This is a genomic window from Ruegeria sp. 6PALISEP08, from assembly GCF_001238295.1.
In the GTDB taxonomy this organism is placed as follows: domain Bacteria; phylum Pseudomonadota; class Alphaproteobacteria; order Rhodobacterales; family Rhodobacteraceae; genus Ruegeria.
This window is the reverse complement of the sequence record NZ_LGXZ01000006.1, coordinates 96,365-120,553: the sequence shown is the minus strand read 5'-3', so window position 1 is coordinate 120,553 and position 24,189 is coordinate 96,365. Positions and strand designations below refer to the sequence as shown.

Below are 24,189 nucleotides of genomic sequence, written 5' to 3'. Positions count from 1 at the left end.
GGCGCTGCCTGGCAGTGTCGCTGGGCAGGATGGCCTTGATGGGACCTAAACAAGCCATATCGTTTGGTTTTCTAAAAGCGCTCGTCTTCTCGGGCAGGGCTCCCCGCGCCGAGTTTTGGTGGTTCGCGCCAGTGGCCGCTATGCTGCCTGCAGCTGTAGCAATGAGCCTTGAATGGAGCGTTTCCTTGAGCTGGGGAGTTGGGCAGTTGCTTTTGGTGATGGCGGCCTCTCTCCCTTTGCTCTCTGCTATAAGCCAACGGCTACAGGATGCTGGCGAGGAGGGTCACCAGGCCGTGTATCCTTTCCTATTGATTATCCTCGTCTGGCTCGGATATCAGGTCTTCTTGGGGTTTAGTTTGCTGATAGGTGGGCCGATTTTGTGGCTGATCTTAGCATTCCTGACCCTAGGGCCAGTTTTTCTGGCGGCACTCGTAGCGAGTGTGATGGTAACAGCAAACATCGTAGGAATGATGCTTGTTGCGTCTGAGCCCAAGATTAATCGATTTGGCGTGCCATGTGGAGATGTGCCCGCATGACCTTCTCTGACGCCATCCGCACCTGTTTCTCCAAGTTCTTCACCTTCTCGGGCCGTGCCTCGCGCCCCGAATACTGGTTCTTTTTTCTTTTCATCGTGATCTGGAGCTTCATCGCAGGGATCATCGACTGGCAGTTCTTCACTCAGGTCGCGATCACAGAAAGCGACGAGGTCAAATCCATCACCGCTACGTCCCGCCAACCGGTGCAGAGCATCGTCGGTCTGATCGTGTTCTTCCCGCATCTGGCGGTCGCGTTCCGGCGTATGCACGATACAGGGCGCAGTGGGCTGTATGCTCTGCTGCCGATCCTGCTGATTGTTGGGGCCTTTGCCGTTCTGATCTTCGGCATCGGCCTTGCCAGCCAGTTCCATGGCGGAACGCTCGACATATTGTTTACCCGCGCAACATTGCTGATCGTCATTCCGACACTTATCGTTCTGTTTGTGTCGCCCCTTCTGGTTCTGTGGTGGCTGACCCGCCCCAGCCAACCAGGTGCCAATCAATACGGTCCCAACCCAACAGAGGTAGCCCAATGACCGAACACTCGCCCAACTCTGCCTTTCATGCCTCAAGCTTCATGCAGGGGCATAATGCCGAATACCTGGAGCAACTTTATGCCCAATACACCAAGAACCCCGGTGCAGTAGACGCTGCCTGGGTCGAGTTCTTCAGGGCCATGGGCGACGCCGCGCCGGATGTGCAACGCGAAGCCGAGGGGCCGTCCTGGGCGCGCACCGACTGGCCCCCGGTGCCTGCCGACGATCTGACTGGTGCCCTGACCGGGGAATGGGCCGAGATTGATGCCAAAGCGGCGGGCAAGAAGATCAAGGACAAGGCCACCGACAAGGGTGTCGAGGTCAGCGATGACCAGATCAAGCGCGCGGTACTGGACAGTCTGCGGGCGCTGATGCTGATCCGGGCCTATCGTATTCGGGGGCATCTGGCCGCTGATCTGGACCCGCTTGGCATGCGCGCGGCAACTAATCACCCTGAGCTCGACCCCAAGACTTATGGCTTCACCGACACCGACATGGATCGCCCGATCTTTATCGACAACGTCTTGGGGCTTCAGGTCGCCTCGATGCGGCAGATCGTCGAGATCGTGAAGCGGACGTATTGTGGCACCTTCGCGCTGCAATACATGCATATCTCGAACCCCGAAGAGGCGGCGTGGCTGAAAGAGCGGATCGAGGGCTATGGCAAGGAAATCGCCTTCACCAAAGAAGGCCGCAAGGCGATCCTGAACAAGATGGTCGAGGCCGAAGGCTTCGAGAAATTCCTGCATGTCAAATACATGGGCACCAAGCGCTTTGGTCTGGACGGCGGTGAAGCTCTGATCCCCGCGATGGAACAGATCATCAAGCGCGGTGGCGCGCTTGGCCTTAGCGACATCGTGATCGGGATGCCGCACCGGGGTCGTCTGAACATACTGGCCAACGTGATGCGCAAGCCGTATCGCGCCATTTTTAATGAATTTCAGGGTGGTAGCTTCAAGCCGGACGAAGTGGATGGCTCGGGTGACGTGAAATACCACCTCGGGGCCTCCAGCGACCGCGAATTCGACGGCAACTCTGTGCACCTGTCGCTGACCGCCAACCCCTCACACCTTGAGGCGGTGAACCCGGTGGTTCTAGGCAAAGTTCGCGCCAAGCAGGATCAGCTTGGTGATACTGATCGCACCAAGGCAATGGCCATTCTGCTGCATGGGGACGCGGCGTTTGCCGGTCAGGGTGTTGTGGCCGAAGGCTTTGGCCTGAGCGGTCTGCGCGGGCATCGCACCGGCGGGACCATGCATATCGTTGTGAACAACCAGATCGGGTTCACCACCGCGCCGCATTTCTCGCGCTCCAGCCCTTATCCGACGGATATCGCGCTGATGGTTGAAGCGCCGATCTTCCACGTGAACGGTGATGACCCAGAGGCCGTGGTCCACGCCGCCAAAGTGGCGACCGAGTTCCGTCAGAAATTCCACAAGGACGTGGTTCTGGATATCTTCTGCTACCGCCGGTTTGGTCACAACGAGGGCGACGAGCCCATGTTCACCAACCCGATCATGTACAAGAAGATCAAGACGCACAAAACCACGCTGTCTCTGTACACCGAGCGCCTCGTCAAGGACGGCCTGATCCCCGAGGGTGAGATCGAAGACATGAAGGCCGCCTTCCAGGCGCATCTGAACGACGAATTCGAGGCCGGAAAAGACTATAAGCCCAACAAGGCCGACTGGCTGGATGGGCGCTGGTCGCATCTGGACAAGAACAAAGACGAATACATGCGCGGCGAGACCGCGATCACGCCGGACACTCTGGCCGAAATTGGCGGTGCGCTGACCCGCGCACCAGGCGGATTTGCCATGCACAAGACAGTCGGTCGTCTGCTTGAGCACAAAAAGCAGATGTTTGAAACCGGTACGGGCTTTGACTGGGCCACCGGCGAGGCTCTGGCCTTTGGGTCGTTGCTGACCGAGGGGTACCCGGTACGTCTGGCCGGGCAGGACGCCACGCGCGGCACCTTCAGCCAACGCCATTCGGGGTTCATCCACCAGGAAACCGAAGAACGGTATTACCCGCTGAACAACATTCGTGCGGGTCAGTCGCATTACGAAGTAATCGACTCGATGCTGTCAGAGTACGCGGTTCTTGGATTTGAATACGGCTACTCGCTGGCCGAACCCAACGCGCTGGTTCTGTGGGAGGCGCAATTTGGCGATTTCGCCAACGGAGCGCAGATCATGTTCGACCAGTTCATCAGCTCGGGTGAGTCAAAATGGCTGCGGATGTCAGGTCTGGTAAACCTGCTGCCGCACGGGTTCGAAGGGCAAGGCCCTGAACACTCGTCGGCGCGACTGGAGCGGTTCCTACAGATGTGCGGTCAAGACAACTGGATCGTGGCGAACTGTACAACGCCTGCGAACTATTTCCATATCCTGCGCCGGCAGCTGCACCGCACCTTCCGCAAGCCGCTGATCCTGGTGACACCAAAATCGCTGCTGCGCCACAAACTGGCAGTCAGCACGGCGGAGGATTTCACCACCGGGTCCAGCTTCCACCGGGTGCTTTGGGATGATGCGCAGAAAGGTAACTCTGACACCAAGCTGGTGGCAGACGAGAAGATCAAACGCGTCGTGATGTGTTCCGGGAAAGTCTATTTTGACCTGCTGGAGGAACGCGATGCACGTGGAATCGACGACGTCTACCTGATGCGGATCGAACAGTTCTATCCCTTCCCGGCCCACTCGCTGATCAACGAGCTCGAACGGTTCAAGAATGCCGAAATGGTCTGGTGTCAGGAAGAGCCCAAGAACCAGGGTGCGTGGACCTTTATCGAACCCAATATCGAATGGGTTCTGTCCCGCATCGGAGCAAAACACACTCGTCCGGCTTATGCTGGTCGCGCAACATCGGCCTCGCCCGCGACGGGTCTGGCCAGCCAACACAAAGCCCAACAAGAAGCGCTGGTTAACGAAGCGCTGAGCATCGAAGGAAAGTAAGCGATGACGATTGAAGTTCGTGTTCCCACGCTTGGCGAGTCTGTCACCGAAGCCACTGTCGCAACATGGTTCAAAAAACCCGGTGATGCGGTCGCCGTGGACGAGATGCTGTGTGAGCTGGAGACTGACAAGGTCACGGTCGAAGTGCCCTCTCCCTCTGCTGGTGTGATGGGTGAGATTGTAGCCGCCGAGGGCGATACCGTTGGTGCCGATGCTCTGCTGGCCACCATTACGGCTGGCGAGGGCGCGGCCCCCGCCCCAGCGGCGGCGGCAGCTCCGGCAGCTTCGCCCCCTGCGACTGGCGGGTCGGTTGATGTGATGGTGCCTACACTCGGTGAATCTGTCACTGAAGCCACCGTCTCGACCTGGTTCAAACAAGTCGGCGACAGCGTCGCACAGGACGAGATGTTGTGTGAGCTGGAAACCGACAAGGTGTCGGTTGAAGTACCGGCCCCGGCTTCGGGCGTTCTGGCCGAAATCGTCGCGCCGGAAGGTGCCACTGTGGATGCAACTGCTAAGCTGGCTGTAATCTCGGGCGCTGCCGCAGGTGCTGCGCCCGCACCCGCTCCGGCGGCGGCTCCGGCTGCAGCAAGCACCGGCAAGGACGTGGCAAACGCTCCATCCGCCGAAAAAGCGATGGCAGAGGCCGGGTTGTCCGCCGATCAAGTCACCGGCACAGGTCGCAATGGCCGCGTCATGAAGGAAGACGTTGCAAAAGCCGTGGCGACGGCTGCGGCCCCGGCACCTGCAGCGGCTGCGCCCGTTGCCCAAGCGCCACGCGCACCTGTTGCAGCTGAAGATGAAGCACGCGAAGAACGCGTGCGCATGACCCGTCTGCGTCAAACCATCGCCAAGCGTCTGAAGGATGCGCAGAACACAGCTGCGATCCTGACCACCTACAACGAGGTGGACATGACCGAGGTGATGGCGCTGCGCAACCAGTACAAAGACCAGTTCGAAAAGAAGCACGGCGCGCGTCTGGGCTTCATGTCCTTCTTCACCAAAGCCTGCTGCCATGCGCTGAAAGAAGTTCCCGAGGTCAACGCCGAGATCGACGGCACCGACATCGTGTACAAAAACTTCGTCCATATGGGCGTTGCTGCTGGCACGCCTCAGGGTCTGGTGGTTCCGGTGATCCGCGATGCGGACTCAATGTCCTTTGCTGCGATCGAAAAAGCCATCGCCGAAAAGGGCAAGCGCGCCCGTGACGGCAAGCTTTCGATGGCCGAGATGCAGGGCGGTACGTTCACAATCTCGAACGGAGGTGTCTATGGCTCGCTGATGTCGTCGCCGATCCTGAACCCACCGCAGTCGGGCATTCTGGGGATGCACAAGATCCAGGACCGTCCGATGGTCATCAATGGTGAGATCAAGATCCGCCCGATGATGTATCTGGCCCTGTCCTATGATCACCGGATTGTTGACGGCAAAGGCGCCGTGACCTTCCTTGTTCGCGTTAAAGAGGCGCTGGAAGATCCGCGCCGCCTGCTGATGGATCTGTAATCATGGCAACACATGTACTCTGGCAGGCCGATGTGGCCGATTTCGACGTGTGGTTGAAAGTGTTCCGCGAGGACAAACCAATGCGCAAGGCCGCGGGTATCCGCGACCTTCACATCTGGCAAGATCCGGAGCAAAAGGATCACGCGGTGGCGTTGTTCGAAATCACCGATCTGGACCGCGCACAGAACTTTATCGAATCTGAAGAATTGGCCATGCACCACGAACGTGGAGGTGTGGCGCATATTCAGACCAAGGTTCTGACACCTGTCTAAACGCGATGGCAGAGCGCAAGCGGTTACACATCTGCTTCTGCGCCCTGCCGTCATACACATCAAACTCCAATGCGGCGTCTTGTAATGAACGCAGAACTGACAGCACTGACTTTGGCAGCCCTTCTACAGGTTTTGCAGTTTGTTCTTATGGCCGTCCCTGCAAACCTGGAGTTGGGCCCGGGCAAAACCATGTCACCCCGTGACAGAGCCAGGTTGGGTGGATCTTTGGAGGATCAGCTCTCGGATGGGACCGCCCGCCTATACCGGGCCCTCAACAACCATTTCGAAGGGCTGATCCTGTTTGCGGTCGCTTGTGTTGTCGTCACCGTGTCAGGCAAAGACAGCGCGCTGACGGCCACCTGCGCTTGGGCCTATCTGGTCGCGCGCGTGCTGTATGTTCCTGCGTACTATTTTGGTTGGAAACCCTGGCGCAGCGTCGTTTGGTTCGTCGGGTTTTTCGCCACCACCCTCATGCTTTTGGTGGTGTTGTTGTGAGACCACCAGTCCATATCCTGTTCAGAGGTTCCCGCCCTGCAGCAGCCCGAATTCTCAAGGAGATCTTCCATGGCAAACTATGACGTTATTGTAATCGGCGCCGGTCCCGGCGGCTATGTCTGCGCCATCCGTTGCGCGCAGCTGGGGCTGAAAACCGCTGTAGTCGAGGGGCGCGAGACGCTTGGTGGCACTTGTCTGAACGTGGGCTGCATCCCGTCAAAGGCGCTGCTGCACGCCAGCCATCAGTTGCACGAGGCCGAGCATAACTTTGCCAAGATGGGCCTAAAGGGCAAAAGCCCGTCGGTCGATTGGAAACAGATGCAGGCCTATAAGGACGAGGTGATCGACGGCAACACCAAGGGCATCGAATTCCTGTTCAAAAAGAACAAGATCGACTGGCTGAAAGGCTGGGGTTCGATCCCTGCCGCTGGTCAGGTCAAAGTGGGTGACGAGGTCCACGCCACCAAGAATATCATCATTGCTTCGGGTTCCGAGCCATCTTCGCTGCCGGGTGTAGACGTAGATGAAAAGGTTGTCGTGACCTCGACCGGCGCGTTGTCTCTGGGCAAGATCCCGAAGAAAATGGTTGTGATCGGCGCGGGCGTGATCGGGCTGGAACTTGGCTCGGTCTATCAGCGGCTCGGTGCCGAGGTCACGGTGATCGAGTTCCTCAAGGAAATCACGCCAGGCATGGACCCCGAGGTACAGAAAACGTTCCAGCGCATCCTGAAGAAGCAGGGCCTGAACTTTGTCATGGGCGCGGCGGTGCAAAAGACCGAAGCCACCAAGACCAAGGCCAAGGTGACGTACAAGCTGCTCAAGGATGACAGCGAGCATGTGATCGACGCCGATACCGTGCTGGTCGCCACCGGACGCAAGCCTTATTCCGACGGGTTGGGGCTGGACGCTTTGGGCGTTGAGATGACCCCACGCGGCCAGATCAAGGTGGGTGCCGACTGGCAAACCAACGTGCCGGGCATCTATGCCATTGGCGACGTAACCGAAGGTCCGATGCTGGCGCACAAAGCCGAAGACGAGGGCATGGCCGCAGCCGAACAGGTTGCAGGTAAGCATGGCCATGTAAACTACGGCGTCATTCCGGGAGTGATCTATACTTGGCCCGAGGTTGCCAATGTGGGTGAAACCGAAGCGACACTCAAGGAACAGGGCCGCGCCTATAAGGTTGGCAAGTTCATGTTCATGGGAAATGGGCGCGCCAAGGCGAACTTTGCCTCTGATGGGTTCGTCAAAATCCTCGCCGACAAGGAAACCGACCGCATTCTGGGTGCACATATCATCGGCCCGGCCGCTGGTGATCTGATCCACGAGGTTTGCGTTGCGATGGAATTCGGTGCTTCGGCTGAAGATCTGGCCCTGACCTGCCACGCGCACCCGACCTATTCCGAAGCCGTTCGTGAGGCTGCGTTGGCTTGCGGGGACGGCCCGATTCACAGCTAAGAGTTTTGACCCCGGCAGCCCATCAGCCTGTCGGGGTCAGCCACGCATCCAGATAAGTCTCGAGCCTGTCGGTGAATGTCGTTGCTGAATGCAACGCGCAAAACCTCAACGACATGGCCTGAATTGCAAAGGCCTGCACACCTTCGGCCAAAAGCTCGGATGACACGTCCTTGCGCATGTCCGCAGCTTCAAGCCACAGCATCACGACACGGAAGTATCGCTCAAAGCAATAGGCAATCGGGCCTATGTCTGCGACAGCAGTCGCGCCGGAATACCTGATCAACAGATCGAATACGTATCGCTCGGACGTCATGAAGCTGTGCGCCGGTTCAAGTGCCGCGATGATCTCAGGAACGGTTTTGGGCGGTGTTCCGGCTTCGGCCTGATCCAGACACGCATTCAATCTTTCACCGATCAGGATTTCCATAAGCGCATCCTTGTCGTTGAAATGCGCAAAGAAAGTGCCCTTGGCGACGCCCGCCGCCTTTACCACTTCTTCCACTCGCAAAGCTTGGTAGCCATCACTTTGGATAACCGCCTCAGCAGCCGAGAGAAGCTTGGCGCGGGTTTTGATTGTACGATTCTGAATCGCCTTTTGCATACCGCTCAATCGCACAGTTTTTGACCGTGGTCAAATTTAATATTGACCGTGGTCATTTTTTCATCCTACAAATTGACCACGGTCATTTTTAGGAGAATCACGATGCAACCCAAGAAAATCCTCATCCTTGACGGACACCCGGCAGACAGCAGTCTGTCCCGCACCTTTGCCGAAACATATCGAGACGCCGCCCTAAGAAACGGGCACGACGTCCGAATGGTTCATCTGAGCGATCTGCAGTTCGATTTTGATTTTGGTCAGGGCAATTATCACGACTTCAAGCCGCTTGAGCCGGTTCTGGAACAAGTGTTGCAAGACTTTGAGTGGAGTGATCACCTGGTTCTGACCACCCCGATGTGGTGGGGCGGCCTTCCGGCAAAACTCAAGGGACTGATCGACCGAACGTTCATCCCTGGCCGAACTTTCGACACGCGCAATACTACAAAGATCGGGTTCCCTGCCCCCATGCTGACAGGGCGGACTGCACGCGTCATCCTGACGTCAGACACACCGGGCTGGTTTATGCGGCTGATCTATCGGCAAGCTCTTATCCGACAGGTTCGGGATCAGATCCTTGGATTTGTCGGCTTCAAACCAACCCGTTTCACCTATTTCGCAGGCGCGAGTTATCCCAAACCGAGAAGCGTAGACCGCTGGATCGAAAAGGTTTCCAGAATCGGAGCAGCCGCGGTTTGAAACCGCAGCAGCATGTTTCGCCTACCACATCGTTTTGGCGGCGCGCGCAGCCCATTCACTATCATACTGCGCGCCGCCTTCTTCGCCTTCTGACGCCTCGGACAAAAGTTGCCCAATCGTTGGCAGGGCGCCACTTTCATCCTCGCTGGTCCAGATACCTGCACGCATCAGAGCACGCGCGCATTGGCTATAAATCTCGGCGATCTCAACAACAATGACCGTCGCGGGGCGCTTGCCGCCCTTCTCGAATTGTCGCCTCAAACCATCATCCGCCGTTACCCGGCCCATCCCATTCACTCGGACGACATTATTGGAACCAGGAACAAAAAACATCAGCGCAACACGCGGGTCTCGCACGATATTCCGCAGCGAATCCAGCCGGTTGTTGCCACGCCAATCCGGCACAATCAGCCTCCGCTCATCCAGTTCCAGCACAACCGGGCCGTCGTCGCCTCGGGGGCTGCCATCCACACCTTCCGGACCGACAGTACTCAGCACACAAAGACGCGATGCCATAATCCACTGGCGATAGAGCGGCGTCAGTCGATGCACGACCTTTCGCAAGGATGGTGCGCCGGGCGCGCCATACAGTGCTTCCAGCGCTGTTACGTCGTCAATGTACTCCATCTGGATCAAACCCCACTTGGCGCATCAGCTCATTCGAGCGTGTTTCGATCACGTCTTCCAATCGACCAAGAAAATCGTCGCGCTCAACGCCGGGTTCGATTGGCTCAAGAAAATCCACGATCGCAAGGCCGGGTTTGCGCAGTACACCCGTTCGGGGCCAGAAAACCCCGGCATTTGTCGCAACCGGAACGCAAGGAAACCCAAGACCTTCGTACAAAACGGCAGTCCCAACCTTGTAAGGTTTCGTTGCACCCGGTGCCACACGTGTCCCCTGTGGGTAGATCACAAGCTGCCCGGGTTCCGAGAACTCTTTCGAAACATCCTTGACCATCTTGGCCACAGCCGCGCCACGCTTGCCGCGATTGACCGGAATGCAGCCAAGACGCCGGGCATACAATCCGATTACCGGGGTCCACAGAAGCTCTCGCTTCATGATGAATTTGCCATGCGGAATGGCGCTGAAGATCATGATGATATCGAGAAACGATTGGTGTTTCGCCGCGATGACCACTTCGTTTATCGGTGGTTTTCCGCGAACTTCACAGCGGATGCCAACCATCCAACCTGCCAGCCACATGGTGTTGCGTGCGTAGGTCCGGCAGGCCAGTGCGGCGCCACGCTTGGAAAACAGTGCATAAGGCAGGAAGACGATGCCAAGGATCAGCATCCAGGCGTAGATCACGATCATGAAGATCAACGAACGGACCCATTGAATAGCCATCATCAGGAAAGCTCCTTCAACTTGCGACGGGCCGCAGCCCAGGTGGCGAAAAAGGCAACAGCCGCGCCCAGGATCGGGATGAGAACCGGCAGCAACCAATCCGTGCCCTGAAAGCCAACCCCGGTCAGAAACCCGCCGGCATCTGATGCTTCGGGCAATAGCAAAACGCCCGTCATCCCCAGCAAGGTCCCAACCAATGCCCCGAAAAAGGCGCGATAAGTAAATCGCCGGACAAAAGCCCCAGCTATAAACCCGTCGCGCGCGCCGACCAGACGTAACACTTCGATGATCTGCGCATTTGCCGCCAGAGATGCGTTTGCCGCGAGCGTAATCATTGCCGCCGTCGCCCCCCCGATCAGCAGGATCGAGATCCACCCCAAGCGCCGTAGCGACATTGCTGCTTCGACAAGAGGTTCGCGCCATCGCGTGTGATCATCCAGCACCGCGCCCGGCACTTCGGCACCCAGACGCAAGCGCAAGCCCATCACATCCATTCCCGGCTCACCTTCGGTGATTTCGATGAGCTGCGGGATAGGTAAAGTCTCCAGGGGCAGGTCTGGTCCGAACCAGGGCGACAGCAACGCGGCTTGTTCCGCGGCGCTTAAGGCGCGCGCCGACGCCACGCCGGGCGTCTGGCTGAGCACCGACAAGGCGGCTTCGGTCTGTGCGGCGAGCTGCTCTGCCGGAGCATTGATCCGCAGGGTTGCGGCCCCCGCCAGTTCCGAGGCCCAGCGGTCGGCAATCCGACCGGACGCAAGCGCCAGCGCCAGTGCAAACACCGCCAGAAATGCCATGGCTCCGGCCACAAACAAGGTCAGATGAGCGGTGTATCCGGTTGGGGGAACAACGCGGTTCGCCCGCGTATCTCCACGCAACAAAGTGTTCACTTCAGGGCCGGTCATAGGTCAGCCCCCGCCAATTGCAGCTTGCGCTGAGATATCCGCAACACGCGCGCCTGAACCTGACTTTTGGCTGCACGGATAAGGCTCATGTCGTGGGTTGCGATCAATACCGTCTTGCCCATGCGGTTCAGTTCGACCAACAGGCGCAGCAGGCGCTGGGACATCTCCCAATCGACATTGCCGGTGGGCTCGTCCGCCAACACGACATCCGGCGACAGGATGACGGCACGGGCCAAGGCGGCGCGTTGACGCTCGCCGCCGGACAATTCAGGCGGATGCGCTTCAAGCCGCGCGCCAAGACCCACCCAGCTGAGCAGTTCGGTCAGATTGTCCTGTTCTGACGCTTCCGAACGCCCAGAAACCATCAATGGCAAGGCGACGTTTTCCGCTAGCGTCATGTGGTCCAGAAACTGACAATCCTGATGCACCACACCAACACGTCGGCGCAGCACGGCCAACTGATCCCGATCAAGGGACGAAATGTCCTGATCAAACACACTCAGTCGCCCCGAAGTTGGCAGCAAGGCCCCATAGCATAGCTTGAGCAGCGTTGTTTTACCTGCCCCTGACGGTCCGGTCAGAAAGTGAAACGACCCCGGTTGCAATTGAACCGAAACATCGCTCAGCAACTCGCCGCCACCGTAGGTGTAGCTGACATTTTCCAGCTCGATCACACGTGCCCCCATTATTTGCCGCTCTTCTTGCCCGAGCAGGGTGGCGGATTCAATGGCTCTACCGAGTCCAATTGGTGACACTTGACCGATGAAACCGAAAACGCCCTTTGCTGACGGGTCTTAACGGAATATCATCCTTGAAAAAACTATTATCGGCCCTTCGGCCGGCCGAGGAGGCAGTATGCGTCTTACATGTCCGAATTGCGGTGCGCAGTACGAAGTACCTGACGAGGTTATCCCAGAAGAAGGTCGCGACGTGCAGTGCTCGAACTGCGATCAGACCTGGTTTCAGCCCAAGCACCCGGAAGAACCGGCTGCCGCGCCGGTTGAAGACGCCAAACCGCCAGCACAGGAAAAGGTCGAAGAAGCGGATCAGCCGACAGAAGAACCTGAGATTGTGGAAGAGGCCACCGCCGAGGTTACGGACACCGCTGCTGCCACAGGTAATGTCGATCCTGCCGTCGCCAACATTCTAAAAGAAGAAGCTGCGCGAGAGTCGGAGTTGCGTGCGCAGGAAGGCGGCAATCTGGAAAGCCAGCCTGATCTGGGGTTGGACCAACCGCCAGAACCCAAGGTCGAACCCAAGCGACCCGAAGCCTCGGAAACCGCAGTTGATGCCGGGCAAAAAGACGCGCTGCCGGATGTCGAGGCGATCAATTCCAGTATGCGCGCGACCGAAGCCGAAGATTCCACGCCGCCCCGCAAATCAGGCGGGTTCCTGCGCGGTTTTGCGCTGATGCTGATCATCGGCGTGGTTCTGTATCTGATCTACGGCAATGCACAACAGATCAGCGAGGCCGTACCACAGGCCGACCCGCTGCTCAGCTCGTATGTGTCTCTGGTGGATCAGGCGCGGATTTGGCTTGAAGCTCAGGCCGGAGCTCAGAACTGAGGTTCAGAACCGCTCCAACAGACGCTTGAGGTATTCCAGCTCGATCTCGGGGCGGTCCTTTTCTCCGGTCCGGCGGCGGATTTCATCCAGCAACTCGCGCGCCCGGCGATAGACGTCTTCACCCTGTAGCAGGTTCTCGTCAGTTGAAATCGAGCCACCGGCCCCGGGGTTTCGACCCAGAGGATCGCGATTGTTGGCTTGCGCCTCACCTTCCTGCGTGCCCTGACCCGGCTGGTTCTGCTGGTTCTGGGCCATAGCCTCGCCCAGTGAGCGCAGTCCTTCGCGCAGCGCTTCCATGGCCTCGGACTGACGGTCGATGGCTTCGGCCAGATCATCACCACGCAGGGCTTGCTCCGCCTCGTCCATGGCGCGCCCGGCCCGGCCAAGCGAATCCCGAGCGGCGTCTCCTTCAGGCGTTCCTGCGCCGGGCAGGTTTTGCTGTTGGCGGCTCAGTTCGTTGCGCAGGGCCTGCTGACGGTCTGCCAGTGTTCCTTGCCCTTGCTGACCCTCTCCGGTTTGATCCGAGCCTTGGCCCTGACCACCCTGACCTTCGTGGCTTTGCCCTCGGCCCAGCCCGCCATTGCGGCCTTCATTACCCTGACTTTCGCCAGATTGAGCCCCCGGGTTAAACTGTTCCTGCAAGTCGCGGAAGGCCTGATCGCTCAGCCCTTGTTGCTCGCGCAGAGTTTCAGCCAGACCTTCCATCGCCTGCTGACCCTCGGACTGTTGCCCTTGCCCCTGTCCTTGAGTCACGCGCATGTTTTCCATCATCTGCTGGAACTCTTCCAGCGCCTGTTGCGCCTCGGCCATGCGGCCCTGTTCCATCAGTTCCTGAATGCGGTCCATCATGCGCTGCAGGTCATCCTGCGTCATCTGAAGGGACTCGCCGCTCTGTCCGGGCTGATTTTCACCTTCCTGACCGTTTTGCTGGGCAAGACGCTGCAATTGCTGCAGGTAGTCTTGCGTGGCTTCGCGCAGCTCTTGCATAAGCTCAGCGATTTCTTCGTCGCTGGCCCCGTTCTGCATCGCTTCGGTCAAACGCTCCTGCGCACGACGCATCCGTTCCAGGGCGTCCGCCAGTGTGCCGTCTTCGATCAACACAGCAAGGTCCCACAAGGCCTGTGCGATCTCATCCTGCTGCTCAGCGTTCAACGCACCGTAAGTCTGGAAAGTTTCCAGCCGCCGCAAGGCCACACGCAAGCGCAGGTAGGCAGTATCCGACCGAAACATATCCTCTGGCAAGTGAGAGACCGCCCGCAACAGCTGGGCCACACGCGGCGCGTTGGACCGAGACCAAAGCAGGTCCCGCCGCTGTTCAATCACCGCCGCCGCCAGCGGATCAAAGAACCGACGGGCCGGAAGGGCCGTCATGTATGGTTCTGACGCCGATTGCTGATCAGCCGCATCCACGGCCATCAAAGTAATCTTCACCGGCAGATGGGCCCAAGGGTGCTGCGAAAAATCCTCGATCAGGTCTTCGCTGAAATCCGCGCGGTCGCCGGTGATCGGCATCGGCAATTCGACCTCGATCACCTGTCGTGGTTCGGGTTTGATCGTCAGACCATGACGGCGATCAACCGATACCAGATCCAATTCGATCCGGGCCGAGCCCGAAACGATGCCATAATCGTCGCTGGCGACAAAGGGCAGCTTCATTTGACCGCCTGCCTCTGCCTCGGCGGATCCCGCAACTGCGATCTTCGGTGTTGCATCGTCGATGACTTGCACGGCCCATTCGCGGCCAGCGGGACCTTCGATACGCATCTGGCCAGAACGCTCGGCTACAAATTCCTGTTCGGGATCGGTTGCGGCCTCGGTGCCTATGACCGAGCTGTTTTCGGTTAGGCTATGCGCGCCGACCTCACCATACATCCGCAATGTAATGCGGCTGCCTTTCGGGACTGACAGCTCTGTATCGGCTTGATCAGCAAGATACAGCGTTGGCAGGCCCGTATATCTTGGGGGCTCAACCCATCCTTCCCAGGTCGGGCCTTGCCCTGCATCCGCGCTTCCCGGTGCCATATCGGCCACCGATCCCACACGCCACAAAGAGCCAAACAGAATCGCCACGACAAAAGCCAATAACGCCGCATAGCGCAGCGCGTAAGGATCACGCGAGGCCAGCCTAAGATCAGGCTTGGCTGGTTCAGCCGCCGCAGCGCGTTGTGCCATCCGGGCTTTATGGGCCTGCCACAACGCAACCGAATCCCGATCTGTTGAACCAATCGCCTGATCATCCAGAAGGGCCTGGATCGGACGGCCGGGCAATGTCTCATCCAACCGCATGAGCGCATCTGCGCGAGAGGGCAGGTTGAGTTTTCTCAGCCCCAAAACACCCGCAACGACAATTGAAATAAACGAAAGTGCACCCGCGCCCCAAACGACCTCAACAGCCAGTTGGTCTTGCAGCCCCAGCATCAACGCCGCCAGCAGGACCATAAGGATCGAGAACAGTGGCCAAAACGCCCGCAATACCTGTTCAGCCACCATGCCCATGTGAGTCAACCACAGGGACAGGCGTGGAATGGGCAGGTTCGATCTGTTGGTCAAGGCGGGCCTCCGGGTTGGGCCCGCGCGATTATCGCGTCAAAGCCACGATGGTATGGTATCGCGGTTTATGATTTCGTCAAAGCTTGGGCGTTCACGAATGACTGCAAATTGATCACCATTGACCAGAACTTCGGGGATCAGAGGGCGCGTGTTGTATTCACTGGCCATAACCGCGCCATACGCACCCGCGCTGCGGAAGGCGATCAGGTCGCCCGACTTCAATGGTGGCATATTACGTTGCTTGGCGAAAGTATCCCCCGATTCGCACACCGGACCCACGATGTCATAAGGTTGCTGTTCGACCCCGGCAGCCGGTTCCTGCACCGCAACGATGTCGTGGTGTGCCTCATACATCGCAGGGCGGATCAGGTCGTTCATGGCTCCGTCGAGGATCAGGAATTCGCGACCTTCCCCCGACTTCACATAAATCACCTTGCTGACCATCAACCCGGCATTGCCTGCGATAAGGCGACCCGGCTCGATCTCGATCTCGCAGCCCAGATGACCGAGTGTTTTCTTGATCAGGGCGCCGTATTCCACCGGTAGCGGCGGCGCGTCATTCGAGCGCGTGTAGGGGATGCCCAACCCACCCCCCAGATCAAGGCGGCGAATATTGTGACCTTCGGTGCGCAATTGTTCCGTCAGCTCTGCAACCTTGGTATAGGCCAGTTCGAACGGTTCAAGCTCGGTCAGTTGCGAGCCGATATGGACGTCAATGCCGATCACCTCCAACCCCGGCAGGCTGGCGGCGTGGGCATAAACCTCTGAGGCACGGGCAATCGGGATGCCGAACTTGTTTTCGGACTTGCCGGTTGCGATCTTAGCGTGGGTCTTGGCGTCCACATCCGGGTTCACCCGAACAGTGATCGGCGCGACAACGCCCAGTTCCAGTGCAACGGCGTTGATCACGTCCATCTCTGGCTCGGATTCGACGTTGAACTGGCGGATGCCACCAGTCAGCGCGGTGCGAATCTCATCGGCTGTTTTGCCCACGCCCGAGAAAACGATCTTGTTACCCGGAACACCTGCCGCCTTGGCCCGCAGATACTCCCCGCCCGAGACCACATCCATTCCCGCGCCCGCCTGCGCCAGCGTTTTCAGGATCGCCTGATTGCTGGCTGCCTTCATCGCGTAACAGACAAGGTGGTCCGTACCTTCGAGCGCATCATCGAACAACTGGAAATGCCGCAGCAAAGTCGCCGTGGAATAGACATAGAACGGCGTTCCGACCGCGGCAGCGATTTCGGAGACAGGGACATCTTCGGCGAAAAGCGCGCCGTCGCGGTAAAGAAAATGATCCATGCCTGCGCGCTTAGACCAGAAGACAGCTTAAAATCAATGGATTCCGAATCCCTCGGCCCGGTTAATTTCGGGTCGATACTCCAACCCGGCCATAGCCCGAGATCGATATGCCACTGCCGGACTGCCTAGGTTCGACCGCAGGCTCTGGTCGTCTCGATGAAGACGGTTCACACGCTGCTAGCACCGAAAGCACCAGTACCAGTCCTATTGTTCTCATTTCAGCATCTTTTCTTTTGATGTAACGTGCGTTGGCACTCTGGCGCAACGTGGCGTTTCCCGGGTGGGTCCGCAATACCAAGACTGGTCAGAAACCAAGATAAATTCCAAGCGGCCCACGGCTCAGGCCTACTCCTCCGCCGACATAGGCACCGCTTGAGCCAACCCCGATGGTTGCACTGACTGTGGGTTGTGGCGCTGTGGGTTGAACTGGTTCGCCGTCAGCCCCGCAACCGGCCAGCGTGAGGCCAGTAACAATAATCAGGATTGCACGCAGCGCAGACATCACATCATCGCCTTCCATCGTTCGACCTGGGCACGCACCTGATCTGGGGCCGTACCGCCGTAAGACTGGCGCGAGTTTACCGAATTTTGCACGGTAAGAACAGAATAGACGTCGTCGGTGATTTCTGCGTGAACCGATTGCATATCCTCAAGCGTCAGATCTGGCAGGTCGCAGCCTTTGCTTTCGGCCATCGCCACCAGCGATCCGGTCACGTGATGGGCATCGCGGAAAGGCAGGCCCAAAACCCGCACCAGCCAGTCGGCCAGATCGGTCGCGGTCGAGAAACCAGACCCCGCAGCCGCAGCCAGACTGTCCTGATTGGCGGTCATGTCCTTGACCATGCCTTCCATCGCGGCCAGCGCCAGCATCCAGTTGTCGGCAGCGTCAAAGACCTGTTCTTTGTCTTCCTGCATATCCTTGGAATAGGCCAGCGGCAGCCCCTTCATCACCATCATCAGCGCTGTGTTGGCCCCATAGATACGCCCCACCTTGGCGCGGATCAGCTCTGCCGCGTCGGGGTTTTTCTTCTGCGGCATGATGGATGAGCCGGTCGAAAAGCGATCAGACAGCGTCACAAACCGGAACTGGGCCGAGGACCAGATCACCAGCTCTTCGGCAAACCGCGATAGATGGACGGCGCAGATCGAGGCGGTCGACAAGAATTCCAACGCAAAGTCGCGATCGCTGACAGCATCCAGCGAGTTTGCAGCAGGGCGGTCAAATCCCAGCGCCTCAGCCGTCATGTCGCGGTCGATGGGAAATGACGTTCCGGCCAGGGCCGCAGCGCCCAGCGGGGATTCGTTCATGCGCGTGCGCGCATCGCGGACGCGCGACAGGTCGCGGCCAAACATCTCGACATAGGCCATCATGTGGTGGCCCCATGTCACTGGCTGTGCTGTTTGCAGGTGGGTAAAGCCGGGCATCACCCAATCGGCCCCCGCCTGAGCCTGCGCCAAAAGCGCGCGGATCAGAGCCAGAAGGCCGGATTCTGCCGCGTCCAGCTGATCACGGACCCAGAGTTTGAAATCGGTCGCTACTTGGTCGTTGCGCGACCGACCCGTGTGCAGACGACCTGCGGGCTCACCAATCACTTCTTTCAGCCGCGCCTCGACATTCATGTGGATGTCTTCCAGCGCGGTTGAGAACTGAAACTCTCCGTTCTGGATTTCTGACAAAACGGTGAGCAGCCCTTCCCGAATAGCCTGCGCATCACTATCACTTATAACGCCTGTGGCAGCCAGCATGGCGGCATGGGCGCGCGAGCCTGCGATGTCCTGGGCTGCCATCCGCTGATCGAACCCGATCGAGGCATTGATTGCCTCCATGATCGCGTCTGGACCGGCGGCAAAGCGGCCGCCCCACATCTGGTTCGAAGATTGATCGGTCATGTAAGAAAACCCGGAGTTGATATGCGCCTATTTCGTCTGATCCCCCTTTATATGGCCCTTGCGCTGGGTGCAAACGCCGCATTAGCGACCGATGCCGAGACACTCGCCCCGCTGCGGGAAGACAGCCTGAAGCGCTTGATCCTGCACAAGGAACCCAAACCCGCCAAATCGATCGAATTCCAGCTGGAAGACGATGGCGGTGTTGGCACGCTTGCAGATTATGAGGGCAAATATGTGCTGCTGAATTTCTGGGCCACGTGGTGTGCACCTTGCCGCAAGGAAATGCCTCAGATTGCTGAGCTTCAGGAAGAATTCGGCGGCGACAAGTTTCAGGTCCTGACATTGGCCACGGGTCGCAACTCACCTGCCGGTATCAAAAAATTCTTTGAAGAGAATGGCATTGCCAACCTGCCCCGCCATCAGGACCCCAGCTCGGCTGCCGCGCGTGAGTTCGGGGTGATTGCGCTACCGATCACGGTCATCCTGAACCCTGAAGGTCAGGAAATCGCCCGCCTGATCGGCGATGCCGAATGGAATTCTGACAGCGCCAAGGCGATCATCTCGACGCTTGTTGGCGCAGAAAGTTAACACGATTAGAAAAATTTGCAGAATTATGGTACCCTCTCGCGCTTAAAGCGTGGGAGGGTAGTTTATGAAACTCATTTTCAATCTGGCTGTTGCTGCATGTCTTGTCACCGGGCTAACGTCTGTGGCTGATGCCAAAGACATTAAGAAGAAACAACAATTCATGGAAACCATTGTAGGCAAGAAGCTTGTGAGCGGTAGTACATGGCTAATTGTTTCTGCAGACGGGAAGATCACGGGTGACACAGGAAAAAACGGAAAAGTCGTCGGTGCCTGGGTTTGGAACAAAAGATACTTTTGCAGAAACGTCGTCATAGGCAAAAATCAACTTCCTGAAGATTGCCAGAAAGTCTCGATCGACGGCAATCAGGTAACCTTCACCCGCGAGAAGGGCGCAGGTAAGGCCACAGCCATGACGATTTCGAACTAGTCACGAAGCCCGCTTCCAAATGTGCTATAGTGGAACAAGCCCGAAACGGGCCGGTTTTGTATGCCCAATGGAAAGGAGGCAACGATGAAACCTGTCGTACTGCTGATCGGACGGTTGCCAAATGTGATTGGGGATGTAGCACGGCAACTGGATCACCTGCCGATTCAATGGCTGGGTGCGCACGACCCGGACGAAGTCCGAAAGCAGTTGGATGCTGAGCCTCGGATTGCCTGCGCCATTTTGGGGGCGGGTCTGGACGACACGGTCCGCGGCGAAATGGTAGGCATCATTGCTGCCCGCCGTCCGGATATCTGCATCCACCTCAAGGATCGGGCTTCGGGCCCTGATGGGCTGGTGCCCTTCGTTCAGCGCGTTGTCCAATATGAAATCCTTGAAAGTCTGGAACGTACCTGACGCAACGCCACCTTTGACAGCCTCAACACGTCTTTGCAGGGTATCCGCAGGAGGATGGGATGCCCTTGGAAATTCTTTTGGTTCTGGTGGTCGGAGGAATCGCCGGGATCACACTGCTTTTACATCTGACGGGTCGGTCGGAACCTTTCGTGCTGACACCCGAAACCGCACGCGATCAATGGTTGCGACACGCACCGGACGACACCATCATTGATGTCACGGTCTCGAATGACCGTCACGCTGCGCTGGTGCGCACAGAAACCGGCGCAGGGCTGCTGTGGTCGTTTGGCGCCGATACCGTGGCCCGTCATCTGCTGGATTTCGACTGGATCGAGCACCCCGAAGGTTTTGAGATCCAGTTTCATGACTTCGGCACCCCAGGCACCCTCATCCGCCTGGACGAAATAGAGCGCGCGCACTGGCGCCACCTGATGGAGCCCGAATGACCGACCAGATCAGTTTCCCCGATGCCGTTCAATGGGCGGTTCCCTTTTTTGTGGCTGCGATTTTGGCAGAGTTCTTGTGGATCGCTGTCAAGGGCAAAGGCGGGCGGTACGAGACGCGTGATGCAGTGACCTCGCTGATCATGGGCGCGGGCAATATTGCGTCCGGATTTTTGCTGGGCTTTATCGCCTATGGCTTTTTCATGTGGCTGTGGCAGATTACGCCGCTTGATTTGGGCACTTCGATTCCAGTGATCATCCTGTGCTTTGCGCTGGACGATTTCCGCTATTACTGGGTGCATCGTTTTGGCCATCGCATCCGCTGGGTTTGGGCCAACCATGTCAACCACCACAGCTCGCAGCATTACAACCTGACAACCGCTCTGCGGCAGCCCTGGACTTATACCTTTACGCTCATGATGGTTGTGCGCGCGCCATTGATCCTGATCGGATTCCATCCAGCCATGGTTCTGTTCGTCGGCGGATTGAACCTGATCTATCAGTTCTGGATCCACACCGAAGCCATCGGAAAGATGCCCCGCTGGTTCGAGGCCGTTATGAACACACCCAGCCATCACCGCGCCCATCACGGCCGGAATGCACGGTATCTGGATTGCAATTACGCGGGTGTCTTCATCATCTGGGACAAGATGTTCGGTACTTTTGTGCCAGAACAGGAAAACGACCGCGTCGATTTCGGGCTGGTTCACAATATCGGTACCTTCAACCCGCTGCGCGTGGCCTTTCACGAATGGGTCGGCATCTGGCGTGATGCGATCCAACCCGGTCTGACACTGCGTCAACGGTTGGCTTATTGCTTTGCTCCGCCGGGATACAGTCACGATGGCAGCCGCGAAAGCTCGGAACAGATCAAGGCCAAACATCTGGCCCGCCATCCAGAAGATCGCGGAACGCCCGGGTTTGAGCATTTCGACACTAAACTGCCCAGCGGACAGGCAGAACGTGTTTGATACTGGCTGCAGCACCCGTAATACCCCTTGAAAATTAGGCTTTACGGGCCATATCGACACTCAACTGTAGTCGAAGAGTGCACGAGGGTCGACATGAACCGTTTGGCAGTGATTTCTACCTATTTCGGGTTATCCGGCCTTTTGCTCGCGATGTTTGCAGCATTGAATGGCGCAGCACCTGTGTGGATCGTGTTGGGCTTTGCCCTGATGTTGTCAGGCGCCATAGGAGCTGTGTTGAGTGCAGCATCGTCCCTTGCCCGCGCTTGGAACACCTCTCGATAATTCCTGAAACTGCTGGCACCTTAACCGCAGATTCATCTGTTTACCCCGAAACTGTGTCGAAACACCTGCCCTGGACAAACCAACTGCCACGGGCACATGGGAATCGGCGCTATGGGAAACAAGAAACTCGCTAATCTGCCCGATGGATCGGAAAACCCGCTGAACGCCGCGGTGTCGACCCGTGATCATTCGGTTGTTCAGATGGCAACCGATGCGGTGAAACACAAACAGTGCAAGCTGGCTTTTCAGCCCGTCGTGCAAACACATCCTCCGAATGGTAATGCGTTTTACGAAGGGTTCATTCGCGTCCTCGATGAAACGGGGCGGGTCATCCCTGCGCACGAGTTCATGCCACAGGTTGAGAATACCCCCATTGGCCGGGACCTGGATTGTGTTGCGCTGGAGTTTGGGCTGCGAACTCTGGTGCGGAACCCTGAGGTTCGTCTGTCGATCAATATGTCGGCGCGATCGATCGGATATTCGAAATGTTCGGCTATTCTTGATCGGTTCCTCAAGCGGGACTCCGCATTGGGTGAGCGGCTGATCCTTGAAATATCTGAAAGCTCGGCGATGCAGGTGCCCGAATTGGTCATCGACTTTATGGATCGCCTACAGGATCGCGGTATCGCCTTTGCACTTGACGATTTTGGTGCCAGCAATTTCAGTTTCCGTCACTTTCGTAAGTTTTTTTCGATGCCGCCAAGATCGACGGTCAATTTGTTCGGGGCATTAGTAACAATCCCGACAATCAGACACTGGTGCGCGCCTTGCTCGCAGTGGCACGGGAGTTTGAGATTCTGGTCACTGCCGAATCGGTCGAAACTCAAGAGGATGCGGCGTTCCTGATGTCCGTTGGTGTGGATTGCCTGCAAGGCTACCTGTGTGGCGCGCCCAGCGTCTCGGCCCCCTGGAAGCAGGAAAAATATCAAAGTCAGGTACTTAACCCTGTTTAATCGGGAAAGTGTTTTCCTCATTTAACGCTGAGACAAGCTGACCGTTGCTGCATGTGCAGCATTACGCTATTGCATGGGTACTTGAGCGGGGGATCACGGGGCGCTCTTGTTTCGAGAGGGCTCCTCTCGGCCTGCGCCGTCAGACATTCCGCTGGCCCATGACGGTAAAGGACTGATCATATGACCAACGTAGTAATCGCATCCGCCGCACGCACAGGTGTCGGCAGCTTTGGTGGTTCGTTTGCGAACACCCCTGCACATGATCTGGGCGCTGCCGTCCTGGAGGCAGTTGTCGAACGCGCCGGAGTGGAGAAAGGCGAAGTCAGCGAAACCATTTTGGGGCAGGTTCTAACAGCCGCCCAAGGCCAGAACCCTGCCCGTCAGGCCCATATCAACGCCGGCCTGCCGCAGGAAAGCGCGGCCTGGGGGATCAACCAGGTTTGTGGTTCGGGCCTGCGCGCCGTGGCCCTTGGCGCACAGCACATTCAGCTGGGCGATGCCGAGATCGTCGCTGCCGGTGGTCAGGAAAACATGACTCTGTCGCCCCACGCCGCAGCTTTGCGCGCTGGCCACAAGATGGGCGATATGAAGTATATCGACACAATGATCCGCGACGGTTTGTGGGATGCTTTCAACGGCTACCACATGGGCCAGACTGCCGAGAATGTTGCCGAGAAATGGCAGATCAGCCGCGACATGCAGGATGAATTCGCTGTTGCCTCGCAGAACAAGGCCGAAGCCGCTCAAAAAGCAGGCAATTTCGCGGATGAGATCGTGCCCTTCACCATCAAGACCCGCAAGGGTGACATCGTGATGGACAAGGACGAGTACATCCGCCACGGCGCAACAATGGAAGCCATGGCAAAGCTGCGTCCGGCTTTCGCCAAAGACGGTTCGGTGACCGCCGCCAACGCGTCGGGCTTGAATGACGGTGCCGCCGCGACCCTGCTGATGTCCGCTGAAAACGCGGAAAAGCGCGGGATCGAGCCCCTGGCCCGCATCGCGTCTTATGCAACCGCAGGTCTGGACCCGTCGATCATGGGCGTAGGCCCGATCTATGCCTCGCGCAAGGCGCTGGAAAAGGCAGGCTGGTCTGTTGACGATCTGGATCTGGTCGAAGCCAACGAAGCCTTTGCCGCGCAAGCCTGCGCTGTAAACAAGGACATGGGTTGGGACCCTTCAATCGTGAACGTCAACGGCGGCGCGATTGCAATTGGCCACCCGATCGGCGCCTCGGGCTGCCGCGTTCTGAACACGCTTCTGTTCGAAATGAAGCGCCGCAACGCGAAGAAAGGTCTGGCGACCTTGTGCATCGGTGGCGGCATGGGTGTCGCCCTGTGTGTGGAGCGCGACTAAGTGTTCCACAAACCAAATAGAAAAGGGCGTCCGTTGGACGCCCTTTTTTGTTACATTGGGGTATTGCCCCTTTGATGCGACGATATTGCCATTCGGAATCCGAAGAATAATGACGAAACAATATTGCGCAAGATCACCTCTCAAAG

The 24,189-nt window shown here is 57.9% G+C and carries 25 protein-coding genes and 1 pseudogene; 17 read left to right on the top strand and 9 right to left on the bottom strand.

The features are described 5' to 3' along the window. Positions 1 to 38: 38 nt before the first annotated feature. The 7 genes from ALB80_RS10710 (at position 39) to lpdA (ending at position 7,754) form a co-directional block, all read left to right on the top strand. Positions 39 to 536 carry a DUF805 domain-containing protein gene (locus ALB80_RS10710; RefSeq protein WP_157054187.1) on the top strand — a complete coding sequence of 166 codons (498 nt, stop codon included), beginning with the start codon at positions 39 to 41 and terminating at the stop codon, positions 534 to 536. Then, positions 533 to 1,072 (top strand): DUF805 domain-containing protein, encoded by a 540-nt coding sequence (locus ALB80_RS10705; protein ID WP_050604056.1) that lies wholly within the window; start codon positions 533 to 535, stop codon positions 1,070 to 1,072. Before ALB80_RS10710 ends, ALB80_RS10705 begins: the two co-directional genes overlap by 4 nt. After that, positions 1,069 to 4,026, top strand: a complete 2,958-nt coding sequence (locus ALB80_RS10700) for a 2-oxoglutarate dehydrogenase E1 component (RefSeq protein ID WP_050604055.1) — start codon at positions 1,069 to 1,071, stop codon at positions 4,024 to 4,026. The genes ALB80_RS10705 and ALB80_RS10700 overlap by 4 nt, the downstream gene beginning before the upstream one ends. 3 nt (positions 4,027 to 4,029) lie before the next feature. Beyond that, entirely contained in the window at positions 4,030 to 5,529 is a 1,500-nt protein-coding gene (gene odhB / locus ALB80_RS10695; RefSeq protein ID WP_050604054.1) for a 2-oxoglutarate dehydrogenase complex dihydrolipoyllysine-residue succinyltransferase, read from the top strand. Between the two features lie 2 nt (positions 5,530 to 5,531). Then, complete coding sequence (locus ALB80_RS10690) at positions 5,532 to 5,801, top strand: hypothetical protein (RefSeq protein WP_050604053.1); 270 nt, start codon at positions 5,532 to 5,534, stop codon at positions 5,799 to 5,801. 84 nt (positions 5,802 to 5,885) lie between these two features. Further along, on the top strand, positions 5,886 to 6,296 hold the full coding sequence (locus tag ALB80_RS10685; protein WP_050604232.1) for an MAPEG family protein: 411 nt from the start codon (positions 5,886 to 5,888) through the stop codon (positions 6,294 to 6,296). 69 nt (positions 6,297 to 6,365) lie between these two features. Beyond that, complete coding sequence (lpdA, locus tag ALB80_RS10680; RefSeq protein WP_050604052.1) at positions 6,366 to 7,754, top strand: dihydrolipoyl dehydrogenase; 1,389 nt, start codon at positions 6,366 to 6,368, stop codon at positions 7,752 to 7,754. Positions 7,755 to 7,776: 22 nt separating this feature from the next. On the opposite strand, the gene ALB80_RS10675 is transcribed toward lpdA, so the two are convergent. Continuing rightward, positions 7,777 to 8,355 carry a TetR/AcrR family transcriptional regulator gene (locus ALB80_RS10675; RefSeq protein ID WP_050604051.1) on the bottom strand — a complete coding sequence of 193 codons (579 nt, stop codon included), beginning with the start codon at positions 8,353 to 8,355 and terminating at the stop codon, positions 7,777 to 7,779. Positions 8,356 to 8,457: 102 nt separating this feature from the next. Between ALB80_RS10675 and ALB80_RS10670 the strand changes: the two genes are divergently transcribed. Then, a complete protein-coding gene (locus ALB80_RS10670) occupies positions 8,458 to 9,051 on the top strand; it encodes an NAD(P)H-dependent oxidoreductase (RefSeq protein WP_050604050.1) in 594 nt (197 codons plus the stop codon). A gap of 21 nt (positions 9,052 to 9,072) precedes the next feature. Here the strand turns inward: ALB80_RS10670 and ALB80_RS10665 are convergent, their stop codons facing one another. From ALB80_RS10665 to ALB80_RS10650, 4 genes are read right to left on the bottom strand one after another with little or no spacing between them, the layout of a single operon-like run. Then, complete coding sequence (locus ALB80_RS10665; protein ID WP_050604049.1) at positions 9,073 to 9,678, bottom strand: pyridoxamine 5'-phosphate oxidase family protein; 606 nt, start codon at positions 9,676 to 9,678, stop codon at positions 9,073 to 9,075. Then, complete coding sequence (locus ALB80_RS10660; protein ID WP_050604231.1) at positions 9,665 to 10,405, bottom strand: 1-acyl-sn-glycerol-3-phosphate acyltransferase; 741 nt, start codon at positions 10,403 to 10,405, stop codon at positions 9,665 to 9,667. The genes ALB80_RS10665 and ALB80_RS10660 overlap by 14 nt, the downstream gene beginning before the upstream one ends. Then, positions 10,402 to 11,301 (bottom strand): ABC transporter permease, encoded by a 900-nt coding sequence (locus tag ALB80_RS10655; protein WP_050604048.1) that lies wholly within the window; start codon positions 11,299 to 11,301, stop codon positions 10,402 to 10,404. Before ALB80_RS10655 ends, ALB80_RS10660 begins: the two co-directional genes overlap by 4 nt. Continuing rightward, positions 11,298 to 11,975, bottom strand: coding sequence for a cell division ATP-binding protein FtsE (locus ALB80_RS10650; protein WP_050604230.1), 678 nt, complete (start codon positions 11,973 to 11,975; stop codon positions 11,298 to 11,300). Before ALB80_RS10650 ends, ALB80_RS10655 begins: the two co-directional genes overlap by 4 nt. A gap of 181 nt (positions 11,976 to 12,156) precedes the next feature. Here ALB80_RS10650 and ALB80_RS10645 point away from each other — a divergent pair, with 181 nt between their 5' ends. Then, positions 12,157 to 12,867, top strand: coding sequence for a zinc-ribbon domain-containing protein (locus ALB80_RS10645; protein WP_050604047.1), 711 nt, complete (start codon positions 12,157 to 12,159; stop codon positions 12,865 to 12,867). A gap of 3 nt (positions 12,868 to 12,870) precedes the next feature. Here the strand turns inward: ALB80_RS10645 and ALB80_RS10640 are convergent, their stop codons facing one another. From ALB80_RS10640 to argH, 4 genes are all read right to left on the bottom strand, one after another. Then, positions 12,871 to 15,363: a TIGR02302 family protein gene (locus tag ALB80_RS10640; RefSeq protein WP_083445277.1), complete on the bottom strand. Its 2,493-nt coding sequence runs from the start codon at positions 15,361 to 15,363 to the stop codon at positions 12,871 to 12,873. A gap of 90 nt (positions 15,364 to 15,453) precedes the next feature. Beyond that, positions 15,454 to 16,719 (bottom strand): diaminopimelate decarboxylase, encoded by a 1,266-nt coding sequence (gene lysA, locus ALB80_RS10635; RefSeq protein ID WP_050604045.1) that lies wholly within the window; start codon positions 16,717 to 16,719, stop codon positions 15,454 to 15,456. A 304-nt stretch (positions 16,720 to 17,023) separates the two neighbouring features. Continuing rightward, complete coding sequence (locus tag ALB80_RS10630) at positions 17,024 to 17,221, bottom strand: hypothetical protein (protein ID WP_050604229.1); 198 nt, start codon at positions 17,219 to 17,221, stop codon at positions 17,024 to 17,026. Beyond that, a complete protein-coding gene (argH, locus tag ALB80_RS10625) occupies positions 17,221 to 18,609 on the bottom strand; it encodes an argininosuccinate lyase (RefSeq protein WP_050604044.1) in 1,389 nt (462 codons plus the stop codon). The genes ALB80_RS10630 and argH overlap by 1 nt, the downstream gene beginning before the upstream one ends. Positions 18,610 to 18,630: 21 nt before the next feature. On the opposite strand from argH, the gene ALB80_RS10620 reads away from it, so the two are divergent. The 8 genes and pseudogenes from ALB80_RS10620 to ALB80_RS10590 all read left to right on the top strand — a co-directional run bounded on the left by ALB80_RS10620 (position 18,631) and on the right by ALB80_RS10590 (position 24,043). Continuing rightward, complete coding sequence (locus ALB80_RS10620) at positions 18,631 to 19,197, top strand: TlpA disulfide reductase family protein (RefSeq protein WP_050604043.1); 567 nt, start codon at positions 18,631 to 18,633, stop codon at positions 19,195 to 19,197. A gap of 64 nt (positions 19,198 to 19,261) precedes the next feature. Next, a complete protein-coding gene (locus ALB80_RS10615) occupies positions 19,262 to 19,624 on the top strand; it encodes a hypothetical protein (protein WP_050604042.1) in 363 nt (120 codons plus the stop codon). A gap of 84 nt (positions 19,625 to 19,708) precedes the next feature. Continuing rightward, positions 19,709 to 20,038, top strand: coding sequence for a hypothetical protein (locus tag ALB80_RS10610; protein ID WP_050604041.1), 330 nt, complete (start codon positions 19,709 to 19,711; stop codon positions 20,036 to 20,038). A 59-nt stretch (positions 20,039 to 20,097) separates the two neighbouring features. Continuing rightward, positions 20,098 to 20,484 (top strand): hypothetical protein, encoded by a 387-nt coding sequence (locus ALB80_RS10605; RefSeq protein ID WP_050604040.1) that lies wholly within the window; start codon positions 20,098 to 20,100, stop codon positions 20,482 to 20,484. Then, positions 20,481 to 21,452, top strand: a complete 972-nt coding sequence (locus ALB80_RS10600; RefSeq protein WP_050604039.1) for a sterol desaturase family protein — start codon at positions 20,481 to 20,483, stop codon at positions 21,450 to 21,452. The genes ALB80_RS10605 and ALB80_RS10600 overlap by 4 nt, the downstream gene beginning before the upstream one ends. Before the next feature lie 93 nt (positions 21,453 to 21,545). Then, on the top strand, positions 21,546 to 21,734 hold the full coding sequence (locus ALB80_RS22170) for a hypothetical protein (protein ID WP_157054186.1): 189 nt from the start codon (positions 21,546 to 21,548) through the stop codon (positions 21,732 to 21,734). Positions 21,735 to 21,845: 111 nt separating this feature from the next. After that, positions 21,846 to 22,687: pseudogene (locus ALB80_RS10595) on the top strand (EAL domain-containing protein). A gap of 180 nt (positions 22,688 to 22,867) precedes the next feature. Next, a complete protein-coding gene (locus ALB80_RS10590; RefSeq protein ID WP_050604038.1) occupies positions 22,868 to 24,043 on the top strand; it encodes an acetyl-CoA C-acetyltransferase in 1,176 nt (391 codons plus the stop codon). Positions 24,044 to 24,189 lie beyond the last annotated feature (146 nt).

Bases quoted from the DNA above. Each gene is read 5' to 3' on its own strand.
- ALB80_RS10710 (WP_157054187.1), top strand. From the start codon at position 39: ATGGGACCTAAACAAGCCATATCGTTTGGTTTTCTAAAAGCGCTCGTC.
- ALB80_RS10705 (WP_050604056.1), top strand. From the start codon at position 533: ATGACCTTCTCTGACGCCATCCGCACCTGTTTCTCCAAGTTCTTCACC.
- ALB80_RS10700 (WP_050604055.1), top strand. From the start codon at position 1,069: ATGACCGAACACTCGCCCAACTCTGCCTTTCATGCCTCAAGCTTCATG.
- odhB (WP_050604054.1), top strand. From the start codon at position 4,030: ATGACGATTGAAGTTCGTGTTCCCACGCTTGGCGAGTCTGTCACCGAA.
- ALB80_RS10690 (WP_050604053.1), top strand. From the start codon at position 5,532: ATGGCAACACATGTACTCTGGCAGGCCGATGTGGCCGATTTCGACGTG.
- ALB80_RS10685 (WP_050604232.1), top strand. From the start codon at position 5,886: ATGAACGCAGAACTGACAGCACTGACTTTGGCAGCCCTTCTACAGGTT.
- lpdA (WP_050604052.1), top strand. From the start codon at position 6,366: ATGGCAAACTATGACGTTATTGTAATCGGCGCCGGTCCCGGCGGCTAT.
- ALB80_RS10675 (WP_050604051.1), bottom strand. From the start codon at position 8,355: ATGCAAAAGGCGATTCAGAATCGTACAATCAAAACCCGCGCCAAGCTT.
- ALB80_RS10670 (WP_050604050.1), top strand. From the start codon at position 8,458: ATGCAACCCAAGAAAATCCTCATCCTTGACGGACACCCGGCAGACAGC.
- ALB80_RS10665 (WP_050604049.1), bottom strand. From the start codon at position 9,678: ATGGAGTACATTGACGACGTAACAGCGCTGGAAGCACTGTATGGCGCG.
- ALB80_RS10655 (WP_050604048.1), bottom strand. From the start codon at position 11,301: ATGACCGGCCCTGAAGTGAACACTTTGTTGCGTGGAGATACGCGGGCG.
- ALB80_RS10645 (WP_050604047.1), top strand. From the start codon at position 12,157: ATGCGTCTTACATGTCCGAATTGCGGTGCGCAGTACGAAGTACCTGAC.
- ALB80_RS10640 (WP_083445277.1), bottom strand. From the start codon at position 15,363: ATGGGCATGGTGGCTGAACAGGTATTGCGGGCGTTTTGGCCACTGTTC.
- lysA (WP_050604045.1), bottom strand. From the start codon at position 16,719: ATGGATCATTTTCTTTACCGCGACGGCGCGCTTTTCGCCGAAGATGTC.
- ALB80_RS10630 (WP_050604229.1), bottom strand. From the start codon at position 17,221: ATGTCTGCGCTGCGTGCAATCCTGATTATTGTTACTGGCCTCACGCTG.
- argH (WP_050604044.1), bottom strand. From the start codon at position 18,609: ATGACCGATCAATCTTCGAACCAGATGTGGGGCGGCCGCTTTGCCGCC.
- ALB80_RS10620 (WP_050604043.1), top strand. From the start codon at position 18,631: ATGCGCCTATTTCGTCTGATCCCCCTTTATATGGCCCTTGCGCTGGGT.
- ALB80_RS10615 (WP_050604042.1), top strand. From the start codon at position 19,262: ATGAAACTCATTTTCAATCTGGCTGTTGCTGCATGTCTTGTCACCGGG.
- ALB80_RS10610 (WP_050604041.1), top strand. From the start codon at position 19,709: ATGAAACCTGTCGTACTGCTGATCGGACGGTTGCCAAATGTGATTGGG.
- ALB80_RS10605 (WP_050604040.1), top strand. From the start codon at position 20,098: ATGCCCTTGGAAATTCTTTTGGTTCTGGTGGTCGGAGGAATCGCCGGG.
- ALB80_RS10600 (WP_050604039.1), top strand. From the start codon at position 20,481: ATGACCGACCAGATCAGTTTCCCCGATGCCGTTCAATGGGCGGTTCCC.
- ALB80_RS22170 (WP_157054186.1), top strand. From the start codon at position 21,546: ATGAACCGTTTGGCAGTGATTTCTACCTATTTCGGGTTATCCGGCCTT.
- ALB80_RS10590 (WP_050604038.1), top strand. From the start codon at position 22,868: ATGACCAACGTAGTAATCGCATCCGCCGCACGCACAGGTGTCGGCAGC.